At 56.8% G+C, this 23,051-nt stretch carries 21 protein-coding genes and 2 pseudogenes; 16 read left to right on the top strand and 7 right to left on the bottom strand.

What is annotated here, in order from left to right; genetic code table 11:
* Positions 1-389 (top strand): annotated as a pseudogene (locus EO99_RS27900) (hypothetical protein); the annotation flags it as partial.
* A 455-nt stretch (positions 390-844) separates the two neighbouring features.
* A complete protein-coding gene (locus EO99_RS0124395; protein WP_156035005.1) occupies positions 845-1,108 on the top strand; it encodes a hypothetical protein in 264 nt (87 codons plus the stop codon).
* Between the two features lie 142 nt (positions 1,109-1,250).
* Here EO99_RS0124395 and EO99_RS27265 read toward each other — a convergent pair.
* Positions 1,251-2,194, bottom strand: a protein-coding gene (locus EO99_RS27265) for an IS630 family transposase (protein WP_173425163.1) whose coding sequence is annotated in 2 segments (ribosomal slippage) — positions 1,251-1,858 and positions 1,858-2,194 — 945 coding nt in all. Because the reading frame shifts where the segments join, the coding sequence is not laid out codon by codon here.
* A gap of 562 nt (positions 2,195-2,756) precedes the next feature.
* Here EO99_RS27265 and EO99_RS0124380 point away from each other — a divergent pair.
* From EO99_RS0124380 to EO99_RS0124320, 13 genes are all read left to right on the top strand, one after another.
* Positions 2,757-3,854, top strand: a complete 1,098-nt coding sequence (locus tag EO99_RS0124380) for a GDP-L-fucose synthase family protein (RefSeq protein ID WP_051680072.1) — start codon at positions 2,757-2,759, stop codon at positions 3,852-3,854.
* On the top strand, positions 3,826-4,992 hold the full coding sequence (gene gmd / locus EO99_RS0124375; protein ID WP_051680073.1) for a GDP-mannose 4,6-dehydratase: 1,167 nt from the start codon (positions 3,826-3,828) through the stop codon (positions 4,990-4,992). The genes EO99_RS0124380 and gmd overlap by 29 nt, the downstream gene beginning before the upstream one ends.
* Positions 4,993-5,031: 39 nt before the next feature.
* On the top strand, positions 5,032-5,853 hold the full coding sequence (locus EO99_RS0124370; RefSeq protein ID WP_029621160.1) for an ABC transporter permease: 822 nt from the start codon (positions 5,032-5,034) through the stop codon (positions 5,851-5,853).
* A complete protein-coding gene (locus EO99_RS0124365; RefSeq protein WP_029621159.1) occupies positions 5,843-7,153 on the top strand; it encodes an ABC transporter ATP-binding protein in 1,311 nt (436 codons plus the stop codon). Before EO99_RS0124370 ends, EO99_RS0124365 begins: the two co-directional genes overlap by 11 nt.
* Positions 7,154-7,260: 107 nt before the next feature.
* Positions 7,261-7,980, top strand: a complete 720-nt coding sequence (locus EO99_RS0124360) for an FkbM family methyltransferase (RefSeq protein ID WP_029621158.1) — start codon at positions 7,261-7,263, stop codon at positions 7,978-7,980.
* A gap of 60 nt (positions 7,981-8,040) precedes the next feature.
* On the top strand, positions 8,041-8,928 hold the full coding sequence (locus tag EO99_RS26485) for a class I SAM-dependent methyltransferase (protein WP_051680071.1): 888 nt from the start codon (positions 8,041-8,043) through the stop codon (positions 8,926-8,928).
* Between the two features lie 21 nt (positions 8,929-8,949).
* On the top strand, positions 8,950-9,816 hold the full coding sequence (locus EO99_RS0124350) for a DUF268 domain-containing protein (protein ID WP_210165107.1): 867 nt from the start codon (positions 8,950-8,952) through the stop codon (positions 9,814-9,816).
* Positions 9,817-10,090: 274 nt separating this feature from the next.
* On the top strand, positions 10,091-10,930 hold the full coding sequence (locus EO99_RS0124345; protein WP_210165106.1) for an alpha-1,2-fucosyltransferase: 840 nt from the start codon (positions 10,091-10,093) through the stop codon (positions 10,928-10,930).
* Positions 10,927-11,913: a glycosyltransferase family 2 protein gene (locus tag EO99_RS0124340; protein ID WP_029621154.1), complete on the top strand. Its 987-nt coding sequence runs from the start codon at positions 10,927-10,929 to the stop codon at positions 11,911-11,913. Before EO99_RS0124345 ends, EO99_RS0124340 begins: the two co-directional genes overlap by 4 nt.
* Positions 11,914-11,924: 11 nt before the next feature.
* Complete coding sequence (locus EO99_RS0124335; RefSeq protein ID WP_029621153.1) at positions 11,925-13,430, top strand: glycosyltransferase family 4 protein; 1,506 nt, start codon at positions 11,925-11,927, stop codon at positions 13,428-13,430.
* The gene (locus EO99_RS0124330) at positions 13,430-14,371 is read left to right on the top strand and encodes an NAD-dependent epimerase/dehydratase family protein (RefSeq protein ID WP_029621152.1); all 942 of its coding nucleotides are present in this window, start codon (positions 13,430-13,432) and stop codon (positions 14,369-14,371) included. Before EO99_RS0124335 ends, EO99_RS0124330 begins: the two co-directional genes overlap by 1 nt.
* On the top strand, positions 14,364-15,221 hold the full coding sequence (locus EO99_RS0124325; RefSeq protein WP_051680070.1) for a glycosyltransferase family 2 protein: 858 nt from the start codon (positions 14,364-14,366) through the stop codon (positions 15,219-15,221). Before EO99_RS0124330 ends, EO99_RS0124325 begins: the two co-directional genes overlap by 8 nt.
* Complete coding sequence (locus EO99_RS0124320; protein WP_029621150.1) at positions 15,218-16,351, top strand: glycosyltransferase family 4 protein; 1,134 nt, start codon at positions 15,218-15,220, stop codon at positions 16,349-16,351. Before EO99_RS0124325 ends, EO99_RS0124320 begins: the two co-directional genes overlap by 4 nt.
* A gap of 39 nt (positions 16,352-16,390) precedes the next feature.
* Here EO99_RS0124320 and rfbA read toward each other — a convergent pair whose 3' ends face one another.
* The 5 genes from rfbA to EO99_RS0124295 all read right to left on the bottom strand — a co-directional run bounded on the left by rfbA (position 16,391) and on the right by EO99_RS0124295 (position 20,258).
* A complete protein-coding gene (gene rfbA / locus EO99_RS0124315) occupies positions 16,391-17,275 on the bottom strand; it encodes a glucose-1-phosphate thymidylyltransferase RfbA (protein ID WP_029621149.1) in 885 nt (294 codons plus the stop codon).
* Positions 17,262-18,365 carry a dTDP-glucose 4,6-dehydratase gene (rfbB, locus tag EO99_RS0124310; protein ID WP_051680069.1) on the bottom strand — a complete coding sequence of 368 codons (1,104 nt, stop codon included), beginning with the start codon at positions 18,363-18,365 and terminating at the stop codon, positions 17,262-17,264. The genes rfbA and rfbB overlap by 14 nt, the downstream gene beginning before the upstream one ends.
* Complete coding sequence (gene galE / locus EO99_RS0124305; RefSeq protein ID WP_077067166.1) at positions 18,362-19,420, bottom strand: UDP-glucose 4-epimerase GalE; 1,059 nt, start codon at positions 19,418-19,420, stop codon at positions 18,362-18,364. Before galE ends, rfbB begins: the two co-directional genes overlap by 4 nt.
* A 62-nt stretch (positions 19,421-19,482) precedes the next feature.
* Positions 19,483-19,791: a hypothetical protein gene (locus tag EO99_RS0124300; protein ID WP_029621146.1), complete on the bottom strand. Its 309-nt coding sequence runs from the start codon at positions 19,789-19,791 to the stop codon at positions 19,483-19,485.
* Positions 19,785-20,258 (bottom strand): hypothetical protein, encoded by a 474-nt coding sequence (locus EO99_RS0124295; protein ID WP_156035004.1) that lies wholly within the window; start codon positions 20,256-20,258, stop codon positions 19,785-19,787. Before EO99_RS0124295 ends, EO99_RS0124300 begins: the two co-directional genes overlap by 7 nt.
* 1,507 nt (positions 20,259-21,765) lie before the next feature.
* Between EO99_RS0124295 and EO99_RS0124280 the strand changes: the two are divergent.
* A pseudogene (locus tag EO99_RS0124280) lies at positions 21,766-22,004 on the top strand (IS110 family transposase); the annotation flags it as partial.
* Between the two features lie 78 nt (positions 22,005-22,082).
* Here EO99_RS0124280 and EO99_RS0124275 read toward each other — a convergent pair.
* Positions 22,083-23,009, bottom strand: a complete 927-nt coding sequence (locus tag EO99_RS0124275; RefSeq protein ID WP_029621142.1) for an NAD-dependent epimerase/dehydratase family protein — start codon at positions 23,007-23,009, stop codon at positions 22,083-22,085.
* Between the last annotated feature and the right edge of the window lie 42 nt (positions 23,010-23,051).

The following is a 23,051-nucleotide window of genomic DNA, read 5'->3' as shown; positions in this document are numbered from 1 at the left end:
CTGGGACCGGCCTCAAGATGCAGGCTGACGCAAACCAATCGTTGATCAGCGCGGCGAGGACGCGAGCCGTCGTGATCCCTGTGCTGTGGGCGCTGATGGCCTCGGCCATGGTGATCGAAAGTGATGCCTACCGGTATGTGGCGATCGGCTTCGTGATCTTCGTGTTCATCCGCCACGGCGCGGACGTCAGGCGGCTGTCGAAAGACTGGCTGGCCTGTCTCTGCTATGCGTGGTCGGCTTACGTGGTTCTGCGCTTCGCCGCCGGTATCCCGGTCGAGGTCGCGCTTGCGGCATTCATTGCGGCTTGCTTCGAAAGAGGGGATGCCGGTGGTGATGCGTGGGGCGTTGCTCTTTTCTTGATCCCCGCTCACCCATCTGCTGTGGCCTGAAGAAAGACCTGGCGGCGGTCCCAGTAACGACGCGGCCGGACAGCGGCCGAACCTCGGAAAGAGCGTGGAAGATCAACACCGCCGAAGACGACGCCAGCGAACCATTCGTGCGCGGAACGGAGGTCTGGTTGCCGATGGTGTCGCCGAAGTCTGCGCCTCCGACCAGAGAGAGGAGGGCTTGAGTTGCCTCCGAAGTGGATTTTCGCCAAGAGGCTGTGATTGAATTCCCCAGGGAAACGGCGTGCCGTTGTTTGATTGGTTGGCGGAGGCTCAAGGATCGGTGTACGCTTTTTTCAAAGTAGCTGGTCGTTTGACTAGACAACGGCGCACTGAATGTTCTCAGGACCCTGATGCACCAGCCATACCGCATCTCTTGCAGCGGAAGCAAAAGGTATGGACTTCCATAAAATTGTATCTAACCTAGCCAGCTTGAATATGAGTCGGAGGTAACGACCGTGAAACCGACAAAATATCCTGGGGAAGGCAATGAGCAGAGTCAGCCCTCCTATTCCGAGGAAGAGTTGCTAGAGGTTCTGAGCGAAAACGTCCAGACACTGCCGGCAAACAGCAATCATGTCGCGAGCGAATCGACCGGGGTGGCTGGTGACGGCCGTACTTCGCGGAATCTGATCGTCGCGTTTGCAAAGGAGGCTTATCTCGCGGTCCTCCTCTGCATCTTGCTCGCGGCGATGCCAAATGAACAGGAAGACTTCTATTGACGCAGCTTTCTTGAGAGCTATTCACCAGAATTTCCTGATGTGAGATCTGTACATTTAGCTCGGGGCGGTCGCGATGCCGTATTTCGCTGCTTTGGTTAAACAGTCGCTGGTGCAGATGCGGTCAAATTAGAGCAGATCCTGTTCAATCAGGGTCATATCCAGCGGCTCTGAAGTAGTTGGCGCATTCTGTTGGTATGAAGCGAGGAATCAAAGCACCGACCGCGTCCCATAGAGCATCGATCTTTCGCTCTGCCCGGCCTCGCAACATGGCTTTCAGTTTCGAGAATGCGTTCTCGATAGGGTTAAAGTCGGGGCTGTAGGGCGGCAGGAACATGAGCTTGGCGCCGGCACGCTCGATGGCATCGCGAACTCCGGACGTCTTGTGTGCCGGCAGGTTGTCCATCACAACGACGTCCCCGGTCTGAAGGGTTGGGATCAGCACCTGCTCGACGTAAGCCAGGAAGACGTTACCGTTCATTGCACCGTCGTAGACGAACGGTGCGGTCATTCCCGTGAGGCGCAGTGCTCCGGTGAAGGTCGTCGTTTTCCAATGCCCGTGCGGTACCCCAGCTCGGCAACGCTCGCCTCGAAGGGCACGCCCCCGCAGGCGTGCCATCTTTGTGGAGAGGCCGGTTTCGTCGATGAAGATCAGCCTCTCGGGATCGAGATCGAGCTGGCCATCAAACCAGATGCGCCGCCGCTTCAGGACATCCGGCCGGTTTTGCTCCAGTGCATGTGCGGATTTTTTTTAAACGTCCATCCGCGCCCTCGCAGCCAAGCCCCAAGTGCACTCCGGCTGATCTTCACCTGCCGCTCTACAGACAAGAGCTCCACCATTTCATCGAGCGTCACGTCTTTACGGTCTTCGATCAGGCCCACAACAAATGCCTCGTGTGCATCCAGCACCGACGGTCGCCTCCAGCCTTGCGGCCGGGCGGTCGGCTCACCTTCCTTCGCCCTTGCAATCCAGCGGATCGCCGTCGAGATCCCAACTCCGAACCTGGCGGCCGCCTGTCGAGCGGACATGCCCGCCGCAGACGCTTTCAACACACGAAACCGAAGATCATCGCTCAATGCCTGTGCCATCATCCACCTCCTTGCTGTGGATGTTGAATCAGCTTCGGCTCAGCCAGTCACCTCACAATCGATTCATCGATCACAAGACCTGCTCTAGGATCTTGTCTTCGACAGTCAGGGCCGCTCATTCCCTTCCTGAGTGCTCAGCTATCGCACGTTCTGCGGCCTTTCGGCATAGGTCAAAGGTGCGGCGTCAACAATGTTGCTCCTGCTCTCTGATCTACTTCAGCCCTCGGGCTTCCCCGTAAAGTTACCAAAGCGCCGCGATTGAAGCGATGGCGCAGCGCAATCTCGACGCCTTCACCACACCTAAAGCAAATCTGCAGTTAGGAGGCTGGCGGGAAAATCAACGGAGAATAGGCTGACGCTCAGGTGAATTCAGATGCGTCGACGCTACAACAGCCACAAAATGTGACTATCAGTCAGTTTTGACGCCAATTGACAAGCTGCGGGGTTGACGTTGTATAGGCCCACCTGAAATGTCCATACACGGACGTGAGGCCACGGTGCGGCATAAGCCTAGGCTCCGCGAGGTCCGTTCGAGTTCCACGATGAACACGTCCGAGGTACCATGGGGAAACCTGCAAAGATATATGTAGCCGGTCATCGGGGGATGGTGGGTGCCGCTATCGTCCGTGCCCTCAGTCGCGAGGGGAATGTCGAGATTCTGAAGCGCACGCGTGCCGAACTGGATCTAACCGATCAGCGAGAGGTTCAGAGCTTTTTTGCATCAGAAAAGCCCGACCAGGTCTATCTGGCAGCTGCGAGGGTCGGTGGCATATACGCCAACAATACCTATCCAGCCGATTTCATTTATGACAACCTGATGATTGAGGCCAATGTGATTCATGCCGCGCATATGCATGGTGTGGAGAAACTGCTTTTTCTCGGGTCCAGCTGCATCTATCCGAGGGCAGTTACGCAGCCGATGAGCGAAGACGCACTGCTTACCGGGGTCCTTGAGCCAACCAACGAGCCTTATGCGATCGCGAAGATCGCCGGCATAAAACTCTGCGAGAGCTATAATCGACAGCACGGGCGTGATTTCCGCAGTGTTATGCCCACCAATCTTTATGGTCCGGGTGACAACTACCATCTGGAAAATAGCCACGTTCTCCCAGCCATGATCCGCAAGTTTCATCTTGCCAAACTCGCTCGGGAAGGGAATGTGGCCGCGATAGAGGCTGACGAGAAAAGGTATGGGTCCATCCCGCCTGACGTCTGCCGGATGATTGGCCTGAACCGGGACACCCATGCGATTGATCGGGAACCAAACGTAGTCCTTTGGGGGACCGGAACCCCCTATCGCGAATTTCTTCATGTCGACGATATGGCGGACGCCTGCATCTTCGTCATGCAACTCGAGCCGGAAGCCTACCGGGAAAACACGCAGCCAATGCTCAGCCACATTAATGTCGGCTTCGGTAGCGATCTCACAATTCGAAGCCTGTCCAGCTTGGTCGCAAGCGTAGTGGGCTATGACGGTTCCGTGGTGTTCGATGAAGGCAAGCCGGATGGCACCCCCAGGAAACTGATGGACATTAGACGGATTGAGCAGCTTGGGTGGCAGCCCCGGATAGGCCTCGACTCGGGCATAAGGCAGGCTTATGAGGACTACCTTCATGGCCTTGCAGGAAGCGATGCTAGCGCCCCGCATATATCTATTTGAGGAAGTGAACTTGCCGGATAAACAGAAGAAGAAAGCCCTCATCACCGGCGTTACCGGCCAGGACGGCGCCTACCTGTCGGAGTTCCTGCTCGATAAGGGTTATGAAGTCCATGGAATCAAGCGGCGCAGCTCGCTCTTCAACACAGACCGCATCGACCATCTTTATCAGGATCCTCACGAGAAGGATCGTAAGTTCGTCCTTCACCATGGCGATATGACCGACTCCTCGAGCCTGATTCGCATCATTCAGCAGACCCAGCCGGACGAGATCTACAATCTTGCTGCCCAGTCCCACGTGGCTGTCAGTTTCGAAGAGCCTGAATATACGGCCAATGCCGATGCCCTGGGAGCTCTAAGGCTTCTTGAAGCAATCCGAATTCTGAAGCTGGAGCACAAGACGAGATTTTATCAGGCGTCGACGTCCGAACTCTATGGCCTCGTGCAGGAGACGCCGCAGAAAGAAACTACGCCGTTCTATCCGCGCAGTCCCTATGCCGTGGCGAAGATGTACGCTTACTGGATCACCGTAAATTACCGCGAAGCTTACGGGATATACGCCTGCAACGGGATCCTCTTCAACCATGAAAGTCCGGTACGCGGCGAGACGTTCGTGACCCGCAAGATTACGCGTGCTATCGCCCGTATCGCTCTTGGCCTGCAGGATAGTCTTCACCTTGGCAATCTCAGCGCCTTGCGAGACTGGGGACATGCTAGGGACTATGTCGAGATGCAGTGGCTGATGCTGCAGCAGGAGACGCCGGAGGACTTCGTCATTGCGACGGGTGTTCAATACAGCGTTCGTCAGTTCGTGCAGTTCGCGGCGGAAGCCCTTGGTTTCAGCCTGCAGTTCGACGGCGATGGAGAGCAGGAGGTTGGCGTCGTCAAGACAGTCTCAAATCCTGAACTCAAGCTGCAGCCTGGGCAGACCATTGTTCGGGTAGATCCCCGCTACTTCCGGCCGACCGAGGTAGAGACCCTACTTGGTGACCCGAGTAAAGCCAAAGAGAAGCTCGGCTGGGAACCAAAGATAACACTCCAAGAGCTCGTGAGGGAGATGGTCGATTCTGACTTCTCGGCCGCCCAGCGCGATGCGCTGGTGAAGCAGGGGGGCTTCAAGGCTTACGACCATCATGAATAGAAATTTATTGCCAGGTCAGCCGCCACGTTGGGTGATGGTATGACCGAGAAGAGCGAACTGATCATCGAGAACGGGATCTCGGCAAAAGCTTATTGGGGCGACATCTGGCGCCATCGCGAGTTACTGCTGTTTCTCGCGTGGCGTGACATCCTCGTCCGTTATAAGCAGACGGTGATCGGTGTGAGTTGGGTCCTGATTCGGCCGCTCCTGACCATGATCATCCTAACCGTAGTATTTGGACGGATTGCCAACCTCTCTTCTGGTGACACCCCTTATGCAATTCTGGTATTTACGGGCTTGTTGCCCTGGTTCTACTTCTCGAACGCTACATCGGAATCGAGTAGTAGCCTGATAACCAATGGAAACCTTCTCTCCAAGGTGTATTTCCCGCGAATGATCGTTCCCGCCAGTACAGTCCTGGTCGCGGCGGTAGACTTTATTGTTTCGATTTCGGTGTTGGTGCTTCTTATGCTTTGGTATGGGTTGGCGCCGACGTGGCATCTTCTCTTGCTGCCAGCTCTCGGATTCTGGGTGGGCTTGCTGTCGCTTGGGATCGGCCTCCTGTTTTCGGCATTGACGGTCCGCTACCGGGATTTCCGTCACATCGTTCCTTTTGTTCTGCAGCTTGGCATCTATGCCTCGCCGGTTGGCTACAGCACGGCACTGATCCCGGAAAAATGGGCACCTCTTTATTACCTGAACCCCATTGCGGGGATTATCGATGCTTTTCGTTGGTCCATCATTGGGGATGTACCCAGCACCTATGGTATCATATCGGCGCTGATCATTACCGTGGCAGTCCTCCTCACGGGGCTCGTCTACTTCCGTTCCGCAGAATCCCGGTTTGCCGATGACATCTAAATCCCTTGCGATCCGCGTGGAGGATCTGTCGAAGAGCTACGTGATTAGCCATCACTCACGCCAGCGGCCCCGCAGCCTTCGCGAGCTTCTGGCTGCGCCCTTTCGGGCTCAGGATGCGGCCGGGGCTGAGCTTGCCGCAGATATGCCCAAAGAAACTTTTTGGGCGTTGAAAGATATCTCTTTCGAAATCGGCGAAGGAGAGCGTATCGCGATCATTGGCGGCAACGGCGCGGGCAAGTCGACGCTTCTCAAGATTTTGAGCCGTATCACCGAGCCGACCAAAGGGAAAGTTGCCATCCGCGGGAAGGTTTCGAGCTTGCTCGAAGTGGGCACAGGGTTTCATCCGGAGCTGACTGGCCGAGAAAACATCTACCTTAATGGCGCAATCCTCGGCATGCGGCGCCACGAGATCACTGCCAAGTTCGACCAGATCGTAGCTTTCTCCGGCGTGGAGAAATTTATCGATACACCGGTGAAGCATTATTCGAGCGGAATGTACGTGCGACTCGCCTTCTCCGTCTCGGCGTGGTTAGACCCCGACATTCTGATCGTTGACGAAGTTCTTTCAGTGGGCGATCAAGCCTTCCAGAGGCGATGTGCCGAGCGCATGAAGGAACTGACTGGAGCCGGTCGTACGGTGCTCTTCGTCAGCCACTCCATGCAGTCGGTCAAGGCAATGTGCGAAAAAGCATTGTTCCTGGAGCGGGGCCGCGCAGTGTCTTTCGTATCCGTCGATGAGGCTGCCTCTCAGTATATCCGCTCGATCGAAACCGACAACGGGGATCATTGGGGCAAGGCTCGCTTCGAGCCCGGTGACGAAGGGGTCATCGCTCATAGTGATCATACTGATAAGATACGGTGTCACCACGCGCAGATCATCGATAACAGTGGCGTGGTAACGAGTGACTTGTCGATTGACCGCCCCTTCTATATCGACCTCACCTATGAGGTTCTCCAGACGCTCGATCAGCCTGCTGTTCCGAACTTCCACTTCTATGATGAGTTCGGTGCGAGGGCCTTCATCTCGTTCCCCGAGCACCCCTGTCCTCACGAGAAGGGCATCTATACCGCAAAATGCGAGGTCCCGGCCTATCAACTTAACAACGGTCGGTATTCCGTGGTCGTGGCCTTTAGCAGTTTTTCCTATGACCAGCCGCTGCACTTCTCGTATGAAAACTCCTTGAGGTTCGAAGTTCGCGAGATTGACCTCTCAGATCCTCGACGGCATGGTTGGAGGGGAGAGCTTCCCGGGGTTTCTAGACCTCGGCTTGCGTGGACGTATAAGCCAAACAATGAGTGAGATGTCCAGCCCAGTAACTATCAGGAGGCTGCAAACTGCAGCCCCGCAAGATACAGTAGGAGCGGATCATCCTCTTGATTTGGTTTAACAACTCCTGGAGTAGCGGCATGAAGCGCCTATGGAGGTCATTTTTTGAGCCTCGAGTTACAGATGTCCGCGAGAACTCAACGTTCTCGCAAAGCGGCGAAGATGTTATAGTTGATTTTCTTTTCAGGCTCATGGCGATCGGCCCTGTGCGATACCTGGATTTGGGGGCCAATGACCCAGTAAAATTCAGCAACAGCTACAAGTTTTACCTGGAGGGGGGGGCGGGCTTGCTCGTGGAACCTGATCAGGATTTGGCAGCACGTATAGCGCTGGCGCGACCTCGAGATATCTGTTTAGCCAAAGCGGTAAGTGTTGGCGAAGCGAACGAAGTTGAGTTTTTTAAGATGAGCTCGGATACGCTCAGTACGACAAAAAGAACCACAGCCGATAGGTACCAAGCAGAGACAGAACATCGTCTAAGTTCAACGTTCACAGTTCCAGCAGTTCATATCAATAGGATACTCGAGGAATTTGATCCGCAGTTTGGGTTTAATTTCGTGTCGCTGGATGTGGAAGGGATGGATTATGATATATTGGAGGCTTGGGATTTCTCACAATGGAGGCCTGCTGTATTCTGTATTGAGACACTTACCTACACGCAGAGCGGGGACGCAACTAAAGTGAGCGAGATATTCTCCCGTATGAGGCAAGTTGGTTACCACGTTTACGCTGACACTTACATCAATACGATATTTGTCGATGGCCAGAGGTTCGTCCCGGCACAATGGCAAAATCTGTAGGGGCTCCTGGGGGGTGCGCCACCTTTTTCCCATCGAGGCGAGGTCTTAAGAAAGAAGCAAATGTCAAAGTTCATATCCAGTATCAAAGGCCGTCTGAAAGCGCTGGTGCGCCCGTCGGAGCCTAATTTGACAATACAGATGAGCTATGGTGATCATCGGCGAAAGCTTACCGGTGTCGACAGCGCCAATGTTTTGGGTTCTGCGATCGCTGAACTGAAGACTTGGGACGCTTTGCCCAATCTAGGGCCTTTGCTGCCGGTTGGCACCCAAAACGCTGCAACAAGAGACGCCTGGATCGAAAAGGTACTTACCGCGCTCCCCGCCGGTACGAGGCTTTTAGACGCGGGTGCTGGTGAAATGCAGTACAAAAAATTCTGTCATCACCTCGATTATGTTTCACAAGATCTCGCAGAATACGATGGAAGTGGGAACTCTGTCGGACTCCAAACCGGAGATTGGAACACCGCAGGCTTAGACATCATCTCGGACATCTGTGACATGCCCGTGGAAGATGCCTGCTTTGACGCGGTGCTCTGCACCGAAGTGCTGGAGCATGTCGCAGACCCGGTCGCCGCAGTTCGAGAAATGGCTCGAGTTCTACGTCCGGGGGGTAAGATACTAATTACCGCCCCGTTCTGTAGCTTGACGCACTTCGCGCCGTATCATTATGCGACAGGCTTCAACAAATACTTCTACCTGCAGCACCTGACCGCTCTCAACTTCCGAGATATCACGATTGAGGAGAACGGCAACTTCTTTGAGTTCGTGGCTCAGGAGTTGCGACGTATCCAGATGATGGCGGAGAAATACGCCGGCTCGAAGCTAGATAGTGAAGGTGAGGTTGCGATCTCTACGCTGCTAAAACTTCTACAAGATTATTCGCAACGTGACACAGGCAGCTGGGAAATGCTCCATTTCGATTGTCAGGTGACAGCGATTAAGAACTAAATACAAGAAGAAGTAGTGCTTATGAAAATTCGCCAACATATTGGCCGCTTCTGGCGGTCGTCGGTCGCTGGTGGAAAATACTTCAAACTAGCTTGGAAGCATCCGCATTTTGCCTGGTTGTTCATGAACTGCGTTGAGACCGATTTCGACTCGACTGTAGCGAACATCGATCATTTGGCGCGGCGCCAAACTGCAATGTTAGGTTTCCGTAAGGAGCTTCAGGACTTTAATCGGCTTCTTGTATCTGCTGGGCGCAACCCACTAAACGACGTCGATAGCTATCCCTGCCTTGATGATCGGACGGCTGAAACCGGTTTTGACCGACACTACATCTACCATCCGGCTTGGGCAGCGCGTGTGGTGGCCGCCTTCAATCCAAAGAAGCACGTTGACATCTCCTCAACCCTTCACTTCGCAACCATTCTATCAGCGTTCGTGAAAGTCGACTTTTTCGATTTTAGACCAGCTGCGCTGGTGCTGACGAACCTATCGTCGGAGCCTGCTGATCTGACCAACTTGCATTTTCAGTCGGACTCGATCCCCTCACTGTCCTGCATGCACGTAATTGAGCACATCGGACTCGGTCGCTACGGAGATCCAATGGATATCGACGGCGACAAGAAGGCTGCGCGTGAACTGTCCCGTGTACTCGCTAAAGATGGACGGCTGATTGTCGCTATGCCGGTAGGGAAACCAAGAATACAGTTCAATGCCCATCGGATATACTCTCATGAGCAGGTGCTTCAAATGTTTGAAACCCTAACTTTGGTCGAGCATGCGCTTGTCCCGGACGGCGCAGCCGAGAGCGGGCTGATCATGGGGCCGGATAGTGATGTGATTGCGGCCCAAAGCTATGGTTGCGGCTGTTACGTTTTCTCAAAACAATAAGACCTGCAGGGGAGGGCAGTGTGGTTACAAACTGCCGCCCGAGGCTGTCGGAATTATTGGCTAGTGGCCACGACGAAGTAGCTACTGCGTGCCGATCGACGATATCTGCACGAGCCGCATTTCCTCTTGTGGGCATTGAGACATCGCTGGCCAGATGGTTGTTCGACCAGTATACCTCGTTGTACGGAAGGCGAGGACGCCGGGCTGAGTTGGCCTAGACGAAAAGGGCGCGCTTTTGATTACTGTTAAATTGTTAGGTGGGCTCGGAAATCAGATGTTCCAGTTCGCAACGGGAAGGGCTGTCGCTCGTCGTCTAGGTTCTGAGCTTCTTTTGGATATCAGCAGTTTCGAGCACTACGACTTGCGACGCTTCGAACTCGAGGATTGGGCGATCAACGCCCGGGTTGCCACGGCGAGCGAACTTGCTCGTGCTGGGGTCGTACCATCCCCGCCGAGGATGCTCACCCGTATCAGTCGGCTTCTTGGCCTCGCTTTTCCGGCGACCACCTTCCGCGAGTCCTCCTTTGCTTATGATCCAGGTATTCTGCAGGTGACCGATCCCGTTTACCTCGACGGATATTTTCAGAGCGAACGCTACTTCTCGGACGTGGCTGGGCACCTCCGCGAGGAGTTTGTCCTGCGGCAGCCGACGGACGCAAAGAACAAAGCGATGGAGGCTTTGATCCGGGATGCAGGACCACTGGCCGTCTCCCTGCACATCCGCCGAGGTGATTATGTCGCCAATGCGCAGACGGCAAAATATCACGGCGTCTGCTCGCTAGATTACTATAGTGCTGCAGTCGACCACATTGCCGAACAGGTCGGCGGTGGACATTACTTCGTATTTTCCGACGATCTTGCGTGGGTCAGGGAGAACCTTAAGATCACTCAACCTATGACCCTGGTTGACGTCAACGGACCTGACAAGGGAGCGTGGGATATGGCCCTTATGACGGCGTGCAGGCACCACATCATCGCGAATAGTTCTTTCAGTTGGTGGGGCGCTTGGCTCAATCCTCGCCCCGACAAGATCATCGTCGCCCCGAAACGTTGGTTCGCAGGAGCTAGCCACGACACCACCGATCTCGTACCTGCCTCGTGGATCAGGCTATGAAGGAGCCTCGTGTTTCAGTTATCATGCCGATATACAACGGCGCGGCGGATCTCCGCAGGGCGCTGGATTCGGTATTGAACCAGTCCTTCCGGAATTTCGAAGTGATTGTGATAAACGACGGTTCGAAAGACCGATCTGCAGAGGTGCTCGCTGGCGTCTCCGATCCGCGCGTAACCGTGGTTCATCAGCAAAATGCGGGGCTTGCGGCGACGCTGAATCGAGGTCTATCCATGTCACGCGGAGAGTTGATTGCTCGCCAGGACCAGGATGATCTCAGTCACCCGGAGCGCTTCGCGCGGCAGGTGGCTTACCTAGATACCCATCCCGATTGCATCCTGCTCGGCACGGCAGCAGAAATATGGATCGGCGACGAGCCGACCGACCGCGCTCACGATCACCCTCTGCGCCACGAGATCCTCTCGTTCGAGCTTCTTTTCAACAACCCCTTCGTGCACAGCTCGGTCATGATGCGTCGTGACGCGGTCATGGCGATTGGCGGCTATACAACGGACAAGGCCCGGCAGCCTCCCGAAGACTACGAGCTATGGTCCAGGATGGCTCGACATGGTCGGGTAGCCAACCTAGGTGAACGTCTCTTGGTGTATCGCGAGGTGCCGCAGAGTATGTCTCGGGCCGGACCCAATCCCTTCCTTGATCGGCTGGTCACAATCAGTGCTGAGAACCTCGCCTGGACAACTCGCCGGCAGAAGGTGGACGCGGACACGGAAAATGTAGCCGCGTTGACGCACTCGGCATTGCACCGGCTGTCGCGCAAACCGGATATCCGTTCGATGGCATCGGTTGTCGTCGATGCAGCAAGGTTCATTGCCCCAGGTGATGTCGAACTCGCTGCCCGCGCTGCCGAAAGGGCGAGGATACTGAACTACCAATGGGTAATGCATCGAACGGGATCGCAATGGGCAAGGCCGCTGCTACAGAAGATTTATCGTTTCGTCAGGCAGTTACCTAGGTTTCCTCGCTGATCGGAGTCATCATGCGCCTTTTATTTTGCTGTGAGTTTTATTTGCCAAGCGTAGGTGGCGTTCAGGAAGTCATGCGGCAGATCGCTGAGAGACTCGTGCAGCGGGGGCATGACGTGACCGTGGCGACAACCCGTCTCGGAGACCGAACGTTCACTGAGCATAACGGCGTGAAAATCGCTGAATTTGGAGTGACGGGAAACATCGTCCGCGGCATGGAAGGTGAGGTGGAACGCTACCGGCAGTTCGTGCGGTCCTTTGAATGCGACGCGATCCTCATCAAGGCCGCACAGCAATGGACGTTCGATGCGCTTTGGCCGGACCTCGATGAAATCTCGGCACGAAAGATGTTCATTCCGTGCGGATTTTCCGGTTTGTTCGAGCCGAGCTACAGCGACTATTTTGAGGCCATGCCTGACGTCCTGAGGAAGTTCGATCATCTTGTGTTTTATGCGGAGAGCTATCGCGACACGGATTTCGCCCGTCGGAACGGGATTTCGCAATTTTCGATCCTTCCCAACGGAGCGAGCGAGATCGAGTTCGGAGTTTCTCGGGATGCGACATTCCGCCAGAGGAACAGCATACCCGAGGACAGTTTTGTTCTGTTGACGGTTGGCAGCCTGACGGGTGTGAAAGGCCATCGGGAACTTCTTGAAGCTTTTGTTCGTCTCAAGACCAACAGTCGCCATGTCACGTTCATTATGAATGGCAATCCGCCGCCTCAGCCTGTTGTGGTGAAGCAAGGCAGCACCTCGGATGGACAGAACACTCCTCCCGAAGCCGGCCAGGCGCCATCGTTGTGTCCCCCGGTGTGGACCCGGGCAACAGATGTTTTTCGAGTTGAAGGTTTCCGGGGCATCGGTTCCAGGCTGTTGGGGCGCTTACACCACTGGTCGCGAAGAGCCGCACGGTTCAGGCGACTGGGGGAGAGCGTCCAGAGGGTTTGGATCGAGGAGGGCTGGATCGGTATCAGAATGCGGCTCCTGCAGCGTATAGGGCCGCGCCTGGAAAGGGCCGGTTTGTTGCGATACCTTTCGCCGAGCGCGCGAGAATATGCCAATCCGCTCGCTTACTGGATGGCGGAGGCTCAAGCACAATCCACCGCAAAGCGGCTGATCGTGGCGAATTATTCCCGCGACGAGTTGGTACAGGCCTACATGGCTGCTGACCTGTTCGTCTTCGCTTCGAACATTGAATACTCGCCCTTGGTTCTGTTCGAGACGGTTGCTGCGGGTACGCCATTTCTCTCCGTGCCAGTTGGCAATGCCGAAGAGATTGCCAGATGGACCGGGGGTGGGATTATCTGCCCGGCGGCGAAGGATGAGCGAGGCTATACCCGTGTTTCACCCGCTGTGCTCGCCCGGGAAATAGCAAAGTCGATCGAGGACCCCGAAAAGCTCGACCTCCTTGGCGCCGCGGGCCACGCTGCTTGGAAGGAGCGGTTTACCTGGGACGCGATCGCCACTCGGTACGAGGTACTGCTTCGGGGGGCAGGAGAAGCACACGAGAAGGTTTACTGATGCGCACATGTGTGATTGGGGGAGGCGGTTTCATTGGGCTCCATGTGGTAAATGCGCTCATTGTTTCAGGGCGAGATGTACTTGTTCTTGGGCGTCGTGTGGACCCTCCGGCAAGGCTTTCGCAGCAAGCGCGTTACCAATCCTGTGACGCCGGAGATCGAGTGGCCCTTCGGGCGGCGCTGGAGGGTTGTGGGGAAATTATCGATCTTGCGCATGCCTCTACACCGAAGGTTACCGTAGCTAATCCCATCTTGGAGTTGCAGGATAACATCGTGCCTCTGCTCAATTTGCTTGAGGCGGCCCAAGATCTGCCAGACTTTCGAAAATTGCTCGTCGCCTCATCCGGCGGTACCGTCTACGGAATTGCCAGCGATCTTCCGATTTCGGAAGACCACCCTACATCTCCGGTTTCATCTTATGGTATTACCAAGCTGGTTGTTGAACGCTATGCGCTCATACATCATCTCATAAAGGGTCTGCCGTCGACCGTGGTTCGTCCGGCGAACGCGTACGGACCGGGGCAGAAACCATTCACCGGACAAGGTTTTATCGCTACTGCTATGGGTATGGCACTGAGTGGAAAGCCTGTGACCATCTTTGGTGCAGGTGATACCATCCGGGACTACATTCACGTTCGGGATGTGGCCTCCGGGCTCGTCGCGGCGCTTAGCGGCGGGCTGAGCGGAGAGGCTTACAACATAGGAACCGCAGTCGGTCTCTCCAATTTGGATGTCGTTGAATCGATCAAGGCAATAGCTGTTCGTGAAAACATTTCGGTTGAGGTGAACCGAGTGGATGCGCGCGGTATCGATGTACCGGCGAATGTTCTAAGCTATGAAAAGCTACGCGCCCACACCGGCTGGCGCCCACGCGAGACTTTCGAAGCCGGATTGTCCGAGATGTGGCAAGAAATGAAGCTTATCATGGCCCGCTATGAGTGAAGCTAGTCCCGTTGATGATACCAAGGATGCGCAGGCAGCGCCTGAACTCTTCGCATCGTTTATCATGTGCGTCAACCGAGACAACCCATGGCTGAACGAAGCTATCGAAAGCGTCCTTGCGCAGGACGACCGGCAGTTTGAATTTCTGATTGGCGCCAACGCGTGCAGTGATGACCTTTGGTCCAAACTGAACATTTACGCCGCTGGCGATGCCCGTATAAGGCTCTTTCGCACATCGATCGGTCAGCTGTCCTTCAACCTCAATCTTCTTGCGGATCAGGCGGCGGGAGAATATCTGGTCAGGATGGATGCCGACGATGTGTCTCTTCCCCATCGTCTCCGAACGCTGAGGGACGCGCTGGAGCGGGACCCGGCAGATGTGCTCGGTTCGGCGGTGATGCTGATTGACGGCAAGAACGATGTGATCGGCAGGATGGATTTTCCCGAATCCGGGGAAGCCATTGCGCGTGCCCTGCCGAAGCGTACGGTCATCTGTCATCCGTCCGTCGCGATCAAGAAGGCATTCCTGGTGGAGATGCGCGGCTATCTTGGCGGGTTCTTCTCGGAGGATACCGATTTGTGGCTTCGTGCCGTGCGTAGCGATGCGAAGCTGCGCAATCTCCCGATCGTCCTGCTGCATTACCGAGTGCACCCAAACCAATCCATCATGTCGCCAGCGGGGTACGCGGAAGTGGCTTCGCATTGGCTGAGAGAATGGTTGCTTCGACCGAGTTGGTATAACCTTCGGGGCCTGACGGTGGCTGTCAGCAAAGCGGTGGCTTGTAGACGGCTGCCAGGCGTTCACCGCTATGCAGGAGCACAATCGAGACCGCCGAGGAACCAAGAATGACACAGTCCCGAAAACTCCTCTATTTCGTTTCCGTGGACTGGTTTTTCTGCTCTCACTTCATGGCGCGAGCGCGGGCTGCTCGAGATGCAGGCTTCGAGGTGGTGGTTCTCACAAATGTCGCGCAGCATGGGGGCATGATAGAAGGAGCCGGGCTTCGCGTCATTCACATCGACTTGGATCGGCGCACCCTGAATCCGGTTTCAGGGCTGTCTTCGCTCCGGCGCGTATGGGAGGTCCTCAGGGCGGAGCGCCCGGACATCCTCCATCAGGTCGCTCTCAAGCCCATCCTTATCGGAAGCCTTGCTGCTCGACTGGCGGGCCGGGCGAAAGTTGTCAACGCTATCGTGGGTGGCGGTTATCTCTCGACGTCGGATTCGCTTCTTGCGAAGGGGATAAGCCACTTCCTCAATATCGCGATGAGACTACTTCTCAATCCGATCGGCAGCCGCGTCATCTTCGAGAATCCTGACGATCTTACGAGCTTTGTCAAAAATGGATGGGTCAAGAAGAAAGACGCGATACTAGTAAGAGGTGCTGGAGTCGATTTGACGGATTATTCGACTGGCGACGTGGTGGCGGAGGTTCCGCTTGTCCTGCTGCCTGCACGGTTGCTTTGGGACAAGGGTATAGGCGAGTTCGTTGAAGCTGCGCGAAAGATCAAAGGGGCAGGTGTGTCCGCTCGTTTTGTGGTTGCCGGAGGAGCAGATGGCGGAAATCGCGCCGCCATAGACGAGGCAACATTGGTGGCCTGGCGGAATGAAGGCACGGTCGAGCTATGGGGGTTCAGGACGGATATGCCCCATGTCTTCGCCCAGGCCTCGATCGTGTGCCTCCCGTCGTACCGCGAAGGGCTGCCGAAAGCGCTTCTCGAAGCAATGGCGGCCAGCCTTCCATGCGTTGCCACCGATGTACCAGGCTGCAGGGAAGCGGTAACGCATGGCGACAATGGCCTTCTGGTGCCGCCGCGTGATGCTGATAGCCTGGCGCTCGCCCTCTCGACGCTGATTAGAGACAGCAAACTGCGCCAGCAGATGGGGCGACAGGGAAGACTGAAGGCGGAACGAGAATTCTCCTCCGAACAAATTGTTCAGGAAACACTCGCAGTCTACAAGGATCTACTTGCCGCCTGAAGCGACCAGTGGTGTGGTACGATCGCAATCCAGCCGCACCTAAGACCTTGCTTCTGCCAGGACATTCATGAGGTACTGGCCATAGCCATTCTTGATGAGCGGAGCTGCCAGAGCCTCTAGCTTGCCTGCGTCGATCCAGCCATTACGAAACGCCACTTCTTCAGGACAGGCAACCTTCAATCCTTGGCGCTTCTCGATAATGGAAATATACTGGGCGGCCTCCAGCAACGAGTCGTGCGTTCCTGTGTCCAGCCAGGCATAGCCTCGGCCCAGGATTTCAACATGCAGCTGCCCCATCGCCAGGTATTGCGCATTCACGTCGGTTATTTCCAACTCCCCGCGAGGCGAAGGCCGAATTACGGCGGCAATGTCGCAGACCTGATGATCGTAGAAATAGAGGCCTGTTACCGCGTAGTTCGACTTAGGATTCTGGGGTTTCTCCTCGACAGAAAGAGCTCTTCGTTGCCGGTCGAACTCGACAACTCCAAACCGCTCCGGATCGTTGACGTGATACGCGAAGACAGACGCACCGGTAGCCTGTGTCGACGCCTGCTTGAGGAATTGCTGAAAGTTGTTACCGTAGAAAATATTGTCGCCAAGAATGAGGGCAGAGGGAGCGCCGCCAATAAACTCACGTCCGAGGATGAACGCCTGCGCTAACCCGTCGGGGCTCGGTTGTACGCAGTACGTCAGGTTGAGGCCCCATTGGCTGCCGTCACCCAGAAGGCTTTCGAACCTCGGAATGTCGTGTGGAGTGGAGATGATCAGGATGTCCCTGATCCGCGCCAACATTAGCGTTGTCAGCGCGTAGTAGATCATCGGCTTGTCATAGACATGTAGCAGTTGCTTGGAGACAACCAAAGTCGCGGGGTGAAGGCGCGTTCCAGAACCGCCGGCCAGAATAATACCCTTACGTGTCGACATGCGGACTCGTCCTCCTGGCAGTGGTGTTCAAACCGGAGCCGTAGTGCTGGCCGACCCAGCTCTGATAGGCGCCGCTTGTAACGTTAGCAACCCATGAGGGGTTGTCCAGATACCACTGTACTGTCTTACGAATCCCCGTCTCGAATGTTTCTTTAGGCTGCCAGCCCAACTCGGTGGAGATTTTCTCGGCATCGATTGCGTAGCGTCGGTCATGCCCCGGTCGGTCTGTAACAAAGGTAATCTGAGCCGCGTAACTGCTGCCATTCTCCTTGGGCTTCAGCTCATCAAGGATTTCACAGACGGATTGTACCACGGATATGTTCGCCATCTCGTTCCAGCCGCCGACATTGTAGGTCTCGCCGACTTTCCCGGCCTCTAGGACCCTGCGGATCGCGCTGCAGTGATCCCGGACATAGAGCCAGTCACGGATTTGGAGGCCGTCCCCATAGATCGGCAACGGGCGCCCAGCGAGCGCATTGTGGATGCAAAGCGGGATCAGTTTCTCGGGAAAGTGGTAAGGGCCATAGTTGTTGGAGCAGTTCGTCGTCAGTACCGGCAGTCCATATGTATGGTAGTAGGCACGGACCAGATGATCGGATGCGGCCTTCGTCGCCGAATAAGGGCTGTTCGGCTCGTACTTATGCTCTTCCGTGAATGGTGACGCACCGCTCGACAGTGATCCATAGACCTCATCGGTCGAGACATGCAGAAAGCGGAAGCAGGAGGCAGCCCGTTCATCGAGGTCCTTATAGAACGCCCGCGCCGTCTCCAGCAGCCGATAGGTACCGACAATGTTTGTTTGGATGAAGGCTTCGGGGCCGTGGATCGAACGGTCGACATGCGACTCGGCGGCAAAGTTGAGTATGGCGCGCGGACGATGCTCCGACAACAACTGCGCTACCAACTCGCTATCGGCAATATCCCCCCTGACGAAGATATGGCGCGGATTTCCTTTTAAAGAGTTAAGGTTTTCCAAGTTTCCCGCATAGGTCAGCTTGTCGAGATTGATCACGGGCTCCTCGCTGTGGGCGAGCCAGTCCAGGATGAAATTGCTGCCGATGAAGCCCGCGCCTCCGGTAACTAGAATCATTGGTCAACTATCTTGCTTAGGGGTGAATCACTTACTTCCACATGTGCGCCTGCTTCAGCGCTGACATTGGCCCAGGAACTGGCACACATCTGATGCAGGCTACGTGCTGCCTGCCAATTTAGAACTTGGCTGGCCTTTGACGTGTCTGCATAACACGATGCAACGTCTCCAGGGCGGCGGGGGCTGAACGCACGCGCAATCGATCTGCCGCTCTCCTGCTCGTATGCCTGCACCATTTCAAGGACGCTGTAGCCCTGGCCAGTGCCGAGGTTGAATGTTTCGAAGCCTCTGCTGGTCTCGGCGAAGCGAAGTGCGGCCTCATGACCCTCCGCCAGATCCATAACATGGATGAAATCGCGCACACCGGTACCGTCCGGTGTGTCATAGTCGTTACCGTACACTTGGAGTGTGGCGGACTGTCCGAGCGCGACCTCGGAGATTACAGGGAGAAGATTGTTGGGTCGCGATGTCGGGCGCTCACCGAGCAGAGCGCTCTCATGTGCGCCTGCGGGGTTGAAGTAGCGAAGGCAGACGATCGACCAATCGCCGGCTGCCGCCACATCGCGAAGAATTTCCTCGCAGTGAAGCTTGCTTCTCCCATACGGATTAACGGGAGAGGTCGGATGCGCCTCGTCTATGGGGAGATATGCCGGCACTCCATAAACTGTAGCGCTGCTGCTGAAGACTAGCTTGGATATGCCTTCGGAAGCCATTGCGGCCAAAAGCTCAAGTGTTCCGACAACATTGGTGGAGTAGTAGGAAATCGGATCCTCGATCGAATCGCTAACAGACTTTAAGCCAGCAAAATGAATGACCGAGCCGATCTGGTGTTTGCGGAGGACATCCTTAAGCAGGCTTCCGTCTCTGATGTCGCCTTCGATGAAGGTGCAGTCCCGCCCCGATATCGTGCGGACTGCATCGACCACCTCCGCAGAGCTGTTAGCGAGGTTGTCCAAAAGCACAACGTTGTAGCCTCGTGAGGTAAGCGCGAGAGCGGTATGGCTTCCGATGTAGCCAGTTCCACCGGTCAACAGGATGTTCGTGTTTCGTGACATTGGACCATCGCAATGATTAAAAAGGAGTTCTAGATAAGTGATGCGGCAAACGCAATCCAGTCTTACATCATGCCGATTCCCAAGTATCGTTTCGGCTTGAGATCAGTTGCTATTGCTGATTCCGTCCCATCCACCTGCGCCACCCGATCACAACCGCAATCCTGGCTATACACCTTGTTGGCTGCGGCAAACGGCTGGGACATCTTCAGTCCCTCTGGATAGATACTGCAGCCCTTTGGGGGCGCCAGCGCCAGAAAGACCGCGCCGAGCATCAGGACGAAAAAGCTGTAGAGCTCCAGCGTCTCTTCAAGGGCAATCAGGTGTAGCTCCTCGCCAATCTGGCTGGCGCCCACCAAGGCGGCGGTCAGCACCAGAGGCCAGCAGAAACGAGGGTGAATCGCCCGGAGGAACCCGGTCGGTCGCGACGTGCATAGGCAAGGGTCGCAATGATCAGCACCCCTGCGCCGACGGCCATCAGTGAGGACCGCATATCTGACGCTACGCAGAAGATCTCTACGTCGCCGCGGCAGGTGGGAGTCTCGCGCAGAAAGCCTACAAAGCTGATCACTCCGGTGACGAGGGCCGCGTAGCGGGGCGAGCCGGTACCCCGCGCCACCGCAATCCCAGAGGCCAGCGTGGCGACGGCGAGCGCGGCACTCTGCACCAGTTTGTGGCTGGCGTTTTCCGCGAAAATCTGCGCAACAGGCACTGCGAGGGCGGCACATGCGCCCCAGATTGCCGCCGTCACCCCGAGCGCCGCCATCAATGCGTGCATCCAGATGCGCGCGTATGGCCAGCGCTGTCGCTTACCCTTCAGCCAGCCCCGAAATCTTGCCAACAAACCCACTACTCCTGCTGCTCAGCGGACCGACGCGGCAAAGCGGGCCCACTTCCTGTCTCTTGTAAATGATCGTGGCGCCCCGTAGCGGTACGGGGCCGACGTCACGACCGTCGGTAATTAGAGCAGCGCACCTGCTCGTCCATGTCGCCATCAACCGGATTGCGCCCGGCTCGCATCCTAGGCTGCAGAGATAGGATGCCTCCCGGACGGTCGGGGACGGTCTGAGGCGAGACACAAGGTGAAGCCTTGAAACAGGTCGATCCTCAGCTTGGCTCGGGGGGAAGGTCGTGGCGGGTCCGTCGTTTTTTAAGGGGGGTCGGCTGCTCGACAACGTCCGGTCGATGGGCACCGTTGGTACACGAGCCGGTCCTGGGCTGCATGCCCGCCTCGACCGGGGGAACCAAACGTTCAGCCTCGCGTTGACCACTTGCAAGATCGACAAGAACGGTGATGAGGCTAAAATGGTGCGACGCTGGTTGTTTCGCGCGGCCGTCGATTTCGGCCCGGCATGCGTTTTGCTCAGCTGCAGCATGATCGCCTTGCGTCTCCCGCTGGGGCTCTGAACACGGGCAAAACCTCGGTTCATGTCGACGCCTCCAGCGGCTCATGTCTACCCGTGCGTGTGAGCTTCATCACCCGGCAGCGCTTGGTCCGCAGGACGCGACCACTGCGGTCCCAAAAAGGGCGGCAACCCGACGTGCAGTCTTGCTGTGTCCGGCGTCGGGATCAAAATCAGCCGCCGGATGGCGCCAGCGAAGCGAAAGCACCCCGCAAGGGGCGATCTCTGCAGTCTGCCCGAATGCTGGCGTGACCCTGCTGTCGAACACTGTCGTTGCGAGGGATGGCTGAGCGCTGGAGCAGAAAGGCGCGGGCCTGACGCCGTCGCCGAGACAGATCCTCGTCAAGTTGCCCTCAACGCAGAAAAGGCCGGGCATGGCCCGACTTTTCTTTGCCCCGCCCGTGCCATTACATCCGTGGTCACGTTTGAAGCGTCTGCGGACTGTCGGTCTATAGGCTTCGCGCCGCATCCTCTATCTCCCAGCCGAAACCCCAGGCGTCCACCAGTTGCTGCCAGTGTTACAGCCTGTCATCCCTGCGCTCTGGCGATTGCATCAAAAGGGGGTTCTGTTCATGAGAGTAGCCCAGAATGCGCGCGGTGATGCCACGCTGCTGCCAGTCGAGGATCGCCTCCACCTCGTTCACAACCCACCTTCGGTAGCCGGCCGGACCATCATGGCCAGGACATGAGAGATCACTAATTAACGAGGCTCGTCCGAGGCTGGCGCGTCGGCGACGGGAACGGGAGGATCGCGGCCTGCTGATCCTGCCCAATGGCGCCGCGGAGGAGGAGCCGCGGCTGCCCGCGGGCCCAGTCCCGAGTTTTCGGGTTGAACGGCGTTCAAACTCGCGCGGCGGAAAAGGCGCCGACAGTCTGGGGCCGACAAACATGAGGCTTTCGGCGCTGTGCCGGACAGGTCGGCTGACCAAAGCGCGCGGTCGTAACCTACTCAAGCATAGTCGCATCTATCCACGCAAGAAGGGCTGGACGATGCGATATCTGTGCTGGCTGCAGGAGCAACAGTTCGATCACCCCGCGCATCAGATCACTTTGCAGAAAATGGTCGAGGCGGTGCGCCTCTCGATGGAGCGCGTCGAACGACTGGAGAAGGTGATTGAGGAGTTTTATCCCCCTGGTCTCTCGCGCCTGTCGTTCGAGCTCTACAGACGTTACGAGGCCTCGATCGCCGCCGTTGCTGTTCCGCATGATGTGGGCATGCGCTTGGCGAACACGCAATAGGGGCGCCCGTCATCGGCTCGCAATTAGCGCGGCGCTACCGTGGCGGCCAATCCGGCCGAACAGGTGAAGGGTGGCTTCCACGACAGCGTTTCGCGCGTCGCGTTCATATCCACCTCGAGACTGTCCAGGAGCCGCTCAACCACGGGCCTGCGGCGGGCCAGCGAGCCCAGCAGTCTCAACGCCGCAGGAGACACCGGAATGCTTCTCGGCGGCCGGCCGAAGGCCGACGTGAGGGTGGCCAGAAGTTCATGCGTCGAAATTGCCTCACCATCGCTGACCAGAAACGTCCGGTTGGCCGCATTCGGATCCTCCAGGGTAGCGATCAGGAGATCGCAGAGGTTCCCGACATAGACCAGCGACCGTCTGTTCTTCACCTTCGAGAAGATCGAAGGCACGCCGCGGGCGGCCCAATGCATGAGGCTGCGGAAATTGCCGCCGACGCCTTGTCCGTAGACAAGGGGAGGGCGGATGATCACGATCTCGAGGCCGGTCTCCCGGCCGATCTCCCGCAAGGCGGCTTCCGCCTCGGCTTTCGAGACCCCGTAGGGATCCTGCGGATTTGGGAGATCGTCGGCTTTGAAGGGTTTGCCGGGTTCGGTCCCCTCACCGTTCACCTTAATCGAGCTCAGGAAGACGAAGCGCTTCACACCGGCCGCGGCCGCCTGCCGGGCGAGATTGGTGGTTGCCGCGACATTGGCGTGGCGGAACTGCGCCAGGGGATCGTCGGCCGTCTCGTGCATGACATGCACGCGCGCCGCCAGATGGACGACCGTCCGGATGCCCTTCAGATGCTCTCGCCAATCGCAGTCTGGCCCATAGGAGGGAACGTGGATCATGCCGGGCAAGGCCTGGCGGCTCACGCCGCGCGCCGGCAGGCCGCGTCGCTTAAGCTCGCGCATCAGGTGCGAGCCGATGAAGCCCGAAGCGCCGGTGACCAGTGTCGTGTCCATGGAGCCCGCCTTTGCGCTTTTAGCCTCAGCCGAGGGATGCCT

It is taken from the genome of Pseudorhizobium marinum, from assembly GCF_000705355.1.
Lineage (GTDB): Bacteria > Pseudomonadota > Alphaproteobacteria > Rhizobiales > Rhizobiaceae > Neorhizobium > Neorhizobium pelagicum.
Note: the sequence above shows the minus strand (reverse complement) of the source record. Positions and strands in the feature narration are given on the sequence as shown.